This is a genomic window from Marivita sp. (assembly GCF_020055635.1).
Taxonomy (GTDB): Bacteria; Pseudomonadota; Alphaproteobacteria; order Rhodobacterales; family Rhodobacteraceae; genus Marivita.
Genome location: NZ_JAIPUT010000051.1, coordinates 19,327 through 30,547 on the forward strand (window position 1 = coordinate 19,327; position 11,221 = coordinate 30,547).

12 protein-coding genes are annotated in these 11,221 nt (G+C 64.3%); 8 read left to right on the top strand and 4 right to left on the bottom strand.

Features of this window, described 5'->3' with window-relative positions; genetic code table 11:
* Positions 1-34: 34 nt before the first annotated feature.
* The 4 genes from LCF60_RS18735 to fsa form a co-directional block, all read right to left on the bottom strand.
* Positions 35-655 carry an FMN-binding negative transcriptional regulator gene (locus tag LCF60_RS18735; protein ID WP_292293912.1) on the bottom strand — a complete coding sequence of 207 codons (621 nt, stop codon included), beginning with the start codon at positions 653-655 and terminating at the stop codon, positions 35-37.
* Positions 656-740: 85 nt separating this feature from the next.
* Complete coding sequence (locus LCF60_RS18740; RefSeq protein ID WP_292293913.1) at positions 741-1,658, bottom strand: tyrosine recombinase XerC; 918 nt, start codon at positions 1,656-1,658, stop codon at positions 741-743.
* Positions 1,659-1,663: 5 nt separating this feature from the next.
* Positions 1,664-2,368 carry a DUF484 family protein gene (locus tag LCF60_RS18745; RefSeq protein ID WP_292293896.1) on the bottom strand — a complete coding sequence of 235 codons (705 nt, stop codon included), beginning with the start codon at positions 2,366-2,368 and terminating at the stop codon, positions 1,664-1,666.
* A 187-nt stretch (positions 2,369-2,555) separates the two neighbouring features.
* On the bottom strand, positions 2,556-3,209 hold the full coding sequence (fsa, locus tag LCF60_RS18750; protein ID WP_292293898.1) for a fructose-6-phosphate aldolase: 654 nt from the start codon (positions 3,207-3,209) through the stop codon (positions 2,556-2,558).
* 79 nt (positions 3,210-3,288) lie between these two features.
* Between fsa and LCF60_RS18755 the strand changes: the two genes are divergently transcribed.
* The 8 genes from LCF60_RS18755 to LCF60_RS18790 all read left to right on the top strand — a co-directional run.
* A complete protein-coding gene (locus LCF60_RS18755) occupies positions 3,289-5,487 on the top strand; it encodes a primosomal protein N' (RefSeq protein WP_292293899.1) in 2,199 nt (732 codons plus the stop codon).
* A gap of 181 nt (positions 5,488-5,668) precedes the next feature.
* Positions 5,669-6,670, top strand: coding sequence for a hydroxyectoine utilization dehydratase EutB (gene eutB / locus LCF60_RS18760; RefSeq protein ID WP_292293901.1), 1,002 nt, complete (start codon positions 5,669-5,671; stop codon positions 6,668-6,670).
* Positions 6,660-7,643, top strand: a complete 984-nt coding sequence (locus LCF60_RS18765; protein WP_292293904.1) for a cyclodeaminase — start codon at positions 6,660-6,662, stop codon at positions 7,641-7,643. The genes eutB and LCF60_RS18765 overlap by 11 nt, the downstream gene beginning before the upstream one ends.
* 187 nt (positions 7,644-7,830) lie before the next feature.
* Positions 7,831-8,628: a S49 family peptidase gene (locus tag LCF60_RS18770; RefSeq protein ID WP_292293905.1), complete on the top strand. Its 798-nt coding sequence runs from the start codon at positions 7,831-7,833 to the stop codon at positions 8,626-8,628.
* 1 nt (position 8,629) lies between these two features.
* Entirely contained in the window at positions 8,630-8,797 is a 168-nt protein-coding gene (locus tag LCF60_RS18775; protein ID WP_292293906.1) for a hypothetical protein, read from the top strand.
* Between the two features lie 7 nt (positions 8,798-8,804).
* A complete protein-coding gene (locus LCF60_RS18780) occupies positions 8,805-9,752 on the top strand; it encodes a calcium/sodium antiporter (RefSeq protein ID WP_292293916.1) in 948 nt (315 codons plus the stop codon).
* 15 nt (positions 9,753-9,767) lie between these two features.
* Positions 9,768-10,547 (top strand): SDR family oxidoreductase, encoded by a 780-nt coding sequence (locus tag LCF60_RS18785; protein ID WP_292293907.1) that lies wholly within the window; start codon positions 9,768-9,770, stop codon positions 10,545-10,547.
* A 310-nt stretch (positions 10,548-10,857) separates the two neighbouring features.
* Positions 10,858-11,221: GIY-YIG nuclease family protein (locus LCF60_RS18790; RefSeq protein ID WP_292293909.1), on the top strand; the 364-nt coding region annotated here is incomplete at its 3' end.

Genomic DNA, 11,221 nt, shown 5'->3' on the forward strand with positions numbered 1-11,221 from the left:
GCATCGTCCTCTTTCCGTCGACGGAAAGACCCGCTCAGAGGTCGGGCGGATCGCCCATCAACGTCGCCAGCGCCGCCAACTCCGTTCCGATGCCGCCGGAGACGCGCGCCGCTGCGCGCTCCCGCACTGCGTCATCCTTGTTCTGGCCCAGCTTCCACGTCGCCGCGATATCGTCCACCTTCATCCGGCAGGGCACGATCATTCGCATCATCTTTTCCAGAACGTCCGGACTCATCTTGTCGGTGGTCCAGGGCGTTTTCGGAAGAAGGCGGGTTTCGAAATGCGCCGATTGCGCATCCAGCACCTCGCGCATTTTTCCATGTGGCAAAAGTTCCAGAACACCGGTGATCTGCACCGCGACGTAATTCCATGTCGGCACATGGTCGGCGGTCCCGTACCAGTCCGGCGAAACATAGCCATCCGGCCCCATCACCGCGATCCGTGCGGCAAGCGGCGCCTTCAGCGCCCGCGCAATCGGGTTCGAGCGCACCAGATGAATCAGAACCTCGCACCCGTCTTCGGACAGCAGGATCGGCACATGCGCCACCATCGGCACCGGGTCGCCATTCACCATCAAGGTGCCAAAGGCCCGGTCCCGCACGAAGGCGATGTCCTTCGCGTGGTCCTGGCTGTGAAAGGTCGGGTTCGGGTGCATGGACGTCACTCGTACAAAGCTGGAGACGCCGCGAACCTTGCATGTGCCGACGCAAAAAGCCCGCGCTGAATTGTACCCGTCACAGTCATCCCGCCTTGGGATGTGTGGCCTCGTAGACTTTCATGAGATGCACGGTATCGACCGAGGTATAGGCCTGCGTGGTCGACAGGGACGCATGACCCAGCAATTCCTGGATGGCCCGCAGATCGCCCCCCGCCGACAGCAGATGCGTCGCAAAACTGTGCCGCATCGCGTGCGGCGTCGCCGTCGCGGGCAGGCCAAGCTGCAGCCGCGCCTGTTCCGTAACCTTCTGAACCAGCCGCGCGTTCAGCGCCCCGCCGCGCGCCCCGCGAAACACCGGCGCAGTGTCCTCCATGTCGAACGGGCAAAGTGCGACATAGGTCGCCACCGCCTGCCGCGCGATGGGCAGGACCGGCACGACCCGTTCCTTGCCGCCCTTGCCGATGATCCGCATCGCGTCGCCCAGGGGCAGGTCGCGCCCCATAAGCCCAAGCGCCTCGGAGATCCGCAACCCGCAGCCGTAGAGCAACGTCACCACCGCCATGTCACGCGCGCCGACCCAGTTCTTTTGCGATTGCTGCCCCACCGTGTCGATCATCGCCCGCGCCGCGTCTTCATTCAGCGGGCGCGGCAGCTTCTTCTGGAACTTGGGCGCCCGGGTCGACAGAACGGCGGTCGGCTCGAACCCCTCGCGTTCCGCGAGCCAGCGGTAGAAGGATTTGACCGCCGACAGCTTGCGCGCCAGCGACCGGGCTCCCGACCCTGCGTTGCGGGTATGCGCCATCCAGGCCCGCATGTCGGGCACCGTGATCCGCGCCAAGGGGGCAAGCCCCTGCGCCGCGCCCTTGTATTCCGTCAGGAATGCGATGAAATCGACCACGTCACCGCGATAGGCGGTCAACGTGTTCTCGGCCGTGCCGTTCAAAGCCCGGCTGCTGGCCAGCCACCCCTCCAGCGCGTCGCGCGCCGCCGGAGAGATCATCAGCGTCACGACAGCCAGCGCCGCATCTGGCGCTCGAACACGCCGGTGAAGAAGGTCAGAAGGTCGGTGCCCTGCTGCGGCGTGAAATGGTGCGGGTCTTCTGCCCCCATGACCAGCAGGCCAGGCAGCCGACCGGCGCCGAAATCGAGCCTGAGACAGGCCTCGGACCGAATCCAGTCGGCCTTTTCGCCATAGATGTCGCGGGTTCCGGTTTCGATCTGGCGCAGGGTCACCTGACGCGGCGACGTGTTGCGCCCGCTGGTCAGGTAGGATTCGATAAAGCCCGGCGCTGCCACCGACAACACCGACCCCAACCGCTTGATTGCCGGATCTTCGTCATTCTGCACCGATTCGAGCACCAGCTTGATCACGTCCACCCGCAGGATCTCGGCCACGTCACCGCCCAGATCGCGCAGGAAAGGTTCGAATTCGACCGGGTCCATCAAGCGCAGGATGGCGCGGTGCACCTGGTTGGTCCCGGCCAGGTTTTCATAGGCAGCCGCGATCACCGACCGATGCGTGTCTTCAAGCCGGTCAAGCCGCGCCTCTAGCCGATCCATGGCGATGCCGCGCAGATCGACGATATTGCCGCCCATCGCACGCTCGTTGGCGGCGATCAGCGCGCGCATCAGGTCCTGATCTTCGAGAATCACATCAGGGCGCGTGATGATCTTTTCACGCAAGTCGTCGTCGATACGGGGGCTGCTCATGCCATCCTCGTCATATGTATTTTCCTGAACCCTATCAGCAGACCAGCCGAGATGCCCGCATTTTTTCGCTAAAATCGCGGGCATCTGCGTGAATTGTGGCAGAGGCGCTGAAACGCCCCGCGCGGGGCGTGGCCGAAGGCGGGGTGGTCCAGCGTGCTCGAGGCCGCCCCGAGGCGGAAGGCCGGCCTCAGACGATCTTGATATTTGCGGCCTTGGCGTCGGCCACGAACTGGTCCAGACCCTTGTCGGTCAACACATGGTTCGCCATCGCCTTGATCACTGCGGGTGGGGCCGTGGCCACATCGGCTCCGATCTTGGCGCAGTCGCTCATGTGGTTCGCGGTGCGGATCGACGCGGCAAGGATGTTGGTCTCGAAGCCGTAATTGTCGTAGATTTCGCGGATATCCGCGATCAGGTCGAGCCCGTCGATGTTCAGATCGTCCAGCCGTCCTATAAAGGGCGAAATGAAGGTCGCGCCGGCCTTGGCCGCCAGAAGCGCCTGGTTGGCCGAAAAGCACAGCGTCACGTTGACCATCTTTCCTTCTTCGGTCAGCACCTTGCAGGCTTTCAGCCCGTCCCAGGTCAGCGGTACCTTGACCGCGATGTTCTCGGCGATTTCGGCCAGTTTCCGGCCTTCGGCGATCATGTCCTCGGCCTTGAGCGCGACCACTTCGGCCGATACCGGACCGTCGACCATGTCACAGATCTCTTTTGTGACCTCAAGGATGTCGCGCCCCGACTTCTTGATCAGCGAGGGGTTCGTCGTCACGCCATCGATCATTCCCAGGTCGTTGAGTTCCGCGATGGCGTCAAGTTCGGCTGTGTCGACAAAGAATTTCATGGCTGTCGCTCCTGTGATGGGTTGGCCTTTCCTAGCGCGCGCTTTACCCCATGACAATGCAGACTGAAACCCTGAAGCGATGGCGCTAACACCCAGCTATTTCGACGAAGGCGCGTTGATCGGCGTGCTCACCACCCAGCCGTTGGACCGGGTGCTGGACTACCGCGCACCCGAAGGCGGCTGCCACCTCGGGGCCTTTGTCGAAGTGCCACTGGGCCCGCGCAAGGTTCTGGGTGTCGTCTGGGGGCCGGGGCAGGGCGATTACGAGCTTTCGAAAATCCGTTCGGTGATCCGTGTGCTCGACGCCGCGCCGATGCGCGAGGAACTGATGTCCTTTCTCACCCGCGCGGGCGAATACACACTCACACCCATGCCCGCGATGCTGCGCTTGGCCACCCGTGCGCCGGGGCTGGGTGATCCGCCGTCGATGCGCAAGATCTACCGGCTGGGCGACACCACCCCCGACCGCATGACCGACGCCCGCACCCGTGTTCTGGAGGTCCTGCGCGACATGGGCGGGCTGTCGCTCACGCTCAGGGAACTGGCCGAGGCGGCGGGCGTGACCACATCCGTCGTCAAGGGGCTCGCCAAGCTGGGGGCCGTGCGCGAGGAAGACAGCCCGCGCGACACGCCCTTCCCGACACTGGACCCGAGTTATGCGGGCAAGGACCTGACCGACGACCAGACCGCCGCCTCCGCCACCCTGCGCGCCGCCGTCGCCACGCGGATCTACGGGACGACCCTGCTCAAGGGCGTTACCGGATCGGGCAAGACCGAGGTCTATCTCGAGGCTGTGGCCGAATGCCTGAGCCAGGGCCGCCAGGCACTGGTCCTGTTGCCGGAAATCGCACTCACGTCGGAATTTATCACCCGCGTCGATGCGCGGTTCGGCACGAAACCCGCCGAGTGGCATTCCGGCGTCACCATCACAGACCGTCGCCGGGTCTGGAAGATGGTGGCGCAGGGCGGTGCGCAACTGGTTGTCGGGGCGCGATCCTCGCTGTTCCTGCCGTTCCGCGATCTGGGACTGGTCGTCGTGGATGAAGAACACGACACTTCCTACAAGCAGGAAGACGGTGTTCTCTACAACGCTCGCGACATGGCGGTGCTGCGCGCCTCGATCTGCGGCGCACAGGTGATCCTCGCCTCGGCCACGCCCAGTCTCGAATCCTGGGCCAATGCCGATGCCGGCAAATACGCCAAGATCGAACTGACCTCGCGCTTCGGCGCCGCCGTCATGCCCGACATGCGCGCCATCGACATGCGGACCGAGGATCTCCCCGGTTCAAGCTGGATCAGCCCAACCCTGCGCCGGGCGGTGCAGCAACGGCTCGACAACAGCGAACAGGCGCTTCTTTTCATCAACCGCCGCGGCTATGCGCCCGTCACCATCTGCCGCGCCTGTGGCCACCAGATCGGCTGCGACCAGTGCGATGCGCGCATGGTCGAACACCGGTTCCTCAAACGCCTTGTCTGCCACCAATGCGGCGAAACCAAACCTCTGCCCAATGTCTGCCCGCATTGCGAAGCCGAAGACAAGCTGGCCGCGGTTGGACCCGGTGTCGAACGTCTGGCCGAAGAAGCGCAGGCGCTGTTCCCCGACGCCCGCCTTGCTGTGCTGTCATCGGACATGTTCGGCTCCGCCCGCGCGATCAAGGCCGAGATCGAGACCATCGCCAGCGGCGGCGCGGATCTCATCATCGGCACGCAGCTTGTCGCCAAGGGCCACAACTTTCCGCTCCTGACGCTGGTGGGGGTGATCGACGCCGACCTTGGCCTGCAGGGCTCCGACCTGCGCGCGGCCGAACGCACGTTCCAGCTGATGCGCCAGGTGGCGGGCCGTGCGGGGCGGGCCGACAAGCCCGGTCAGGCCTTGATGCAGACCTACCAGCCCGAACACCCGGTGATCCGCGCGATCCTGTCCGGCGATGAACAGGATTTCTGGGCCGCCGAGGCCGGCGAACGCCGCGCCGCCGGTGTGCCGCCTTATGGCCGCCTCGCGGGGATCATCCTGTCGTCCACGGATGTGCAGGAGGTGTTCGATCTTGGCAACGCGCTGGCCCGCAATGACGGACCGCTACGGCGCGTGGGGGCCCAGGTCTTCGGCCCCGCGCCGGCCCCCATCGCCCGCGTCCGCGGACGCCATCGGGTGCGCCTGCTGGTCAAGGCGCCCAAGGGCGTGGCGCTGCAACCCGCGCTGGCCGAATGGGTGGCGCCCTTCCGGCTCAAGGGCGAATTGCGCATGGCGATCGATATCGACCCGCAGAGTTTCTACTGACAGGCGGCGACGGAAAGGAGTTTCGGACAACCGAAACTTTCGGACGCGTCAACGCGTCCGCCGGTCCGCTTTTGGGCCCGACGTCTTCGCCCTGCGAACAAACATGTCCAGCCGGGGGTTCTGTCACCAGTGCTTTGCGCCTAAAACCCCTTGAAGGCAGATGCGCCGGAAGGTGACAAACATGGATTTCTCGCTCGCCCATATCCTCGCCGCGCGCAGGCGAATTGCCGGAATCGCCGACGCGACCCCGCTTGTGCCGTCCTCCCTCGGCGACCGTTTCGGCGCGGAATTCCTTCTCAAGCTCGAAATCGTCCAGCCGATCGGTGCCTTCAAGCTGCGCGGCGCGGTCAACGCGATCTTCAACCTGCCCGCAGATGTGGCGGGCGTGACCTGCTGTTCGACCGGCAATCACGGGCGCGGGGTGGCCTATGCGGCCCGGGCGCGGGGGGTGAAGGCGGTGATCTGCATGTCGCATCTCGCGCCGACGGCCAAGATCGCCGGGGTACGTGCGCTCGGCGCCGAGGTGCGGATCGTCGGGCAGAGCCAGGACGCCGCGCAGGCCGAGGCCGAACGGCTTGTGGCCGAATCGGGGCTGACAGACATCTCGCCCTTCGACGATCCGGACGTGGTGGCCGGCCAGGGCACCATCGGGCTGGAACTGCTCGAGGCCCGGCCCGATCTGGACACGATCCTCGTGCCGCTGTCGGGCGGTGGCCTGGCCGGTGGCGTCGCGGTCGCGGCCAAGCGGATCAATCCGGACATCCGTGTCATCGGCATCTCGATGGATCGCGGCGCGGCGATGCATGCCTCGATCCAAGCGGGTCATCCCGTAGAGGTGGAGGAAGTGCCGAGCCTTGCCGATTCGCTTGGCGGCGGCATCGGTCTGCGGAATCGGCTGTCCTTCGCGCTGTGCCGGGAGCATCTCGACCAGATCGTTCTGGTTTCGGAAGAGGAAATCTACCGCGCCCTCCAGGCGATCTACTACGAAGATCGCATCGTCTGCGAAGGGGCCTGCGTCGTCGGGGTCGCGGCGGTGATGTCCGGCAAGGTACAGCTCACCGGGCCGTCCGCGACAATCATCACCGGTCGCAACCTTGATATGCGGGTGCATGCCGATATCATGGCGGGCCGCGACGTCGTTCTGGGAGACCATATCGTGAAAGGCCACCGCTATGAGCCGTGATGTGCGCGTCCTGACGGAGGCCGATTTGCGCCGCGCCGTGCCACTGGACCTTGCTGCGGTCGCGGTGGTCGAGCGCGCCTTTGCCGCGCTTGCCGGCGGCAAGGTCGTGATGCCGCCGATCCTGTCGATGGAGATTGCCGAGGCCCATGGCGAGGTGGATGTGAAAACCGCCTACATCCCCGGTTTCGACGGGTTCGCGATCAAGGTCAGCCCGGGGTTCTTCGACAACCCGAAGATCGGACTGCCAAGCCTCAACGGGCTGATGATCCTGTTTTCCGCAAGGACCGGGCTGGTCAAGGCGCTGCTGATGGACAATGGCTACCTGACCGATGTCCGGACTGCGGCTGCTGGCGCGGTTGCCGCGAAACACCTGGCGCCCGATGTGCGCACAGCCGGGGTGATCGGGACGGGCGTCCAGGCGCGGTTGCAGATCCGGGCGGCGCATCTTGTTCGTCCTTTCGAGGAGGTCCTGGTCTGGGGTCGGAACACCGCGAAAGCCGAAGCCTGCGCCCGCGACATCGCGCAAGCCATCGGTGTCCCGACGCGGGTCGAGGCCGACCCCGAAAGGCTGGTCGCCCAGTCCCAGCTGGTCGTCACGACGACACCGGCGCGCGAGCCGGTGCTGCAGGCGAGCTGGCTGCATCCCGGCCTGCACATCACCGCGATGGGATCGGACCAGGCCGGAAAGAACGAGATCGATCCCGCCGCGCTGGCCCGTGCGGATCTCTACGTGGCGGACCGGGTGAGCCAATGCGCGGCACTGGGCGAGCTGAGGCGTGCCCTCGAGGCCGGTGTGATGTCGGCCGGGGATGTGCAAGAGCTTGGCGCGGTGGTGAGCGGTGCCGTACAGGGACGCAGGTCGCCCGAGCAGATCACGATCTGCGATCTGACCGGCACCGGGGCGCAGGACACGGCGATTGCGACCCACGCGCTGGCCCGTGCGGGCGACAGCGGCACGGCGATCGAAGTTTGAGGAGTGTTTCCGGCCTCGCCCCAATGCGCCAGCAGACCTGAATGGGTCCGGTCCGGCCCCAATGTTTCGCGCGCGAAACAATAGGTCAGCAGGTGTGCCCGATTCCGTGGCGTCCCGGACTCCCCACCGGCCCCATATTTCGCCCCATGCCTTGTATGCGCCTGAGGCACAATCTACATGGGCCATCATGAAGCGATTTATCCCGTTTGTGAAATCCGGCCCCACCGTGTCTGTCGTCAGGATGCAGGGCACGATCGCCGCCGGCACCCGGGGTACCCTGAGTGACAGCAGTCTCAACACGCTCCTCGAGAAGGCCTTTCGCCGGGGCAAGCCCGACGCGGTGGCGCTCGAAATCAATTCGCCGGGGGGCTCTCCGGTGCAAAGCTCGCTGATCGGGGCGCGCATTCGCCGTCTTTCCCAAGAGACCAAGGTTCCGGTCTACGCTTTCGTCGAGGACGTGGCGGCCTCCGGTGGCTACTGGATCGCGAGCGCGGCGGACGAAATATATGCCGATCCGAGTTCGATCCTCGGGTCGGTGGGCGTGATTTCCGCAGGGTTCGGAGCGCATGTGTTCCTGCAACGACAGGGGATCGAACGGCGCGTCCATACGGCGGGCAAGTCGAAATCCATGCTCGACCCGTTCCGCCCCGAGAACGAGGAAGACGTGGCCCGCCTCAACCGGCTTCTGGGTCAGTTGCACGAGACCTTCATCACCCATGTCAAGGACCGTCGCGGCGACAAGCTCGCCGACAACCCGGACCTCTTCACCGGCGAGATCTGGGTCGGGCAAGGTGCCGTGGATGTCGGGCTGGCAGATCATGTCGGACATCTCGTCCCCGCGATGAAAGAGCGTTTCGGAGACAAGGTGACCTTCCGCCGCTACGAACAGCGGCGCCCTTTCCTGGCGCGCTTCGGTGCGCGCCTGACGGGGGACGCGCTCGGCGCCATCGAGGAGCGTGCGGAATTCGCGCGCTACGGATTGTGACGTGATCGCCAAGATCGTTCTTCTGTTCCTCGCGTTCATCGCCGTGCTTGCGATGTTCGGCAAGCTGCGCATTCCGGGGGCAAAGCGCCTCGCCAGTGCGAAATGCAAAAAATGCGGACGCTACCGCATCGGGAAGGGTCCGTGCCCCTGTACGGGAAAGGTGCGCTGATATGGTGATGATCTGGGGTGGAGTGGTCGTTGGTCTGGTGATCCTGCTTCTTGCGGGCGACGCGCTGGTGAAAGGTGCTGTGAACCTGTCCCTGCGCGTCGGCATCCCGGCCCTGATCGTCAGCCTGACGGTGGTTGCGTTCGGAACCTCCGCGCCCGAATTGCTCATTTCCATCAAGGCCGCGATAGAAAACGTGCCCGGCATCGCGCTGGGCAACGTGGTCGGATCGAACACCGCCAATGTCCTTCTGGTGCTGGGCATTCCCGCATTGCTCGCGGTGATGCACACCAGCGAATGCAATACGCGTAAAAGCTACGTGATCATGCTGGGTGCGTCCGTGCTGTTCATCGCGCTGGCCTTCCGGGGGGTCTTTGATCCCATCGCGGGCATGATCCTGCTGGTCGTTCTGGCGGTGATCCTTGGAGATTCCGTGCGCGAGGCGCTGGTGCATCGTCGCGCCGGGATCGCGGCGGCAGTCGAGGAAGAGCCCGAGGGCGCTGACCCGGAGATGCCGTGGTGGAAGATCATCCTCTATCTGGTGCTCGGCCTTGTCGGTCTGCCGCTTGGCGCCGATCTGCTTGTGGACAGTTCGGTCGAACTGGCGACCATCTTCGGTGTCAGCGACACGGTGATCGGTCTGACGCTGGTGGCGCTGGGCACGTCGTTGCCGGAACTTGCGACCACCGTCATGGCGGCGCTGCGGCGACAGGCGGATGTGGCGCTGGGCAATGTCATCGGGTCGAACATGTTCAACCTGCTGGCCATTATCGGTGTCGCGTCGCTGATCGCGCCGATCCCCGTCGATCCGGCATTCCTGCGCTTCGATCTCTGGGTCATGCTGGGCGCGTCGCTGCTGATTTTCCCGCTGGTTTTCCTGGGCCGTGACCTGACGCGTATCTGGGGCGTGGTCTTGTCGGCGCTTTATCTGGGCTACATTGCGCTTGTCATCATGTAAGGGCAGGGCAGACCAATGAAAAAAGCTTTGATCACCGGCGCGGGCAAACGTCTGGGGCGCGCGATGGCGCTGTATCTGGCGGATCGGGGATACGACGTTGCGGTGCATTACGCGAGCTCCCGTGACGCCGCCGAAGAGGTGGCGGACCTGATCCGCGCCAAGGGACAGACCGCCTGCATCGTCCGGGCCGATCTTCTGAACGAGGACGAGGCACAGGGTCTTGTTGCAGCGGCGGTCGATGGCCTTGGCGGGCCGCTGAGCGTTCTGATCAACAACGCCTCGATCTTCGACTACGACAATATCGAGACCGCGACGCGGGACAGCTGGGACCGGCATATCGAAAGCAATTTGCGCGCGCCCTTCGTTCTGACCCAGCGTTTCGCGGCGCAACTGCCCGAGCCGGGCACAGACGACATGAACGAGCCCGTGGCCTCGGGCCTCGTGGTCAACATGATCGACCAGCGCGTGCGCAAGCTGACGCCCGAGTTCATGACCTACACGATTGCCAAGATGGGGCTCTGGGCCTTTACCCAGACCGCGGCGATGGCCTTGGCTCCCGGGTGTCGGGTGAATGCGATCGGGCCGGGGCCGACCCTGCGCGGAGGACGGCAGAGTGAGGCGCATTTCGCCAGACAGCGCGCCGCAACGGTTCTGGAGCGAGGGGCCAACCCGACCGACATCACCGCCGCGCTTGGCTATTTCCTCGACGCGCCGGCGATCACCGGACAGCTTTTGTGCGTCGACGGGGGGCAGCATCTTGCCTGGCAGACACCGGACATCCTCGGGGTCGAATGATGCCTCTGGGCTGCAAGTTTTGCACGGGTCGAGTAGGGGTCACAAACCTGTTACGAAAGCCTTAATGTTTTCAGTAACTTGTCATGCTTGGATAAATTTTTGCAGCAAAAGCAAATACTTATAGTAACGCCCAAAAAATGGGCAATCCAGAGAACAGACCGGAATACAAAGGAAATTCCTTAACACTCAAAACTTCTCCGCAGGTTTATCCACAGAAACCGTGGATGCCTTAGCAGTTGCAAGCCCTCATTCCATGGGGCAGCGACGGGGAAGAATCGGTTAGGGTTTGAAGGCGCGCAGACACGAAGACATGACAGACGAGACCGACGCCAAGACACCGACAGGCCACGCCTGCATCCAGAGCTACCTCAAGACGCTCGATTCGAGCCCGGGCGTCTACCGGATGCTCGATGCACAGGCGCGGGTGCTCTATGTCGGCAAGGCGCGCAACCTGCGGGCGCGGGTGTCGAACTATGCGCGGCCCTCGGGGCATTCCGGGCGGATCGCGCGGATGATCTCGGAAACCGCGTCGATGATGTTCCTGACGACGCGCACCGAGACCGAGGCGCTGCTGCTTGAGCAGAACCTGATCAAGCAACTCAAGCCGCACTACAACGTGCTGCTGCGCGACGATAAATCCTTTCCCAATATCCTGCTGACCAAGGATCACCCGT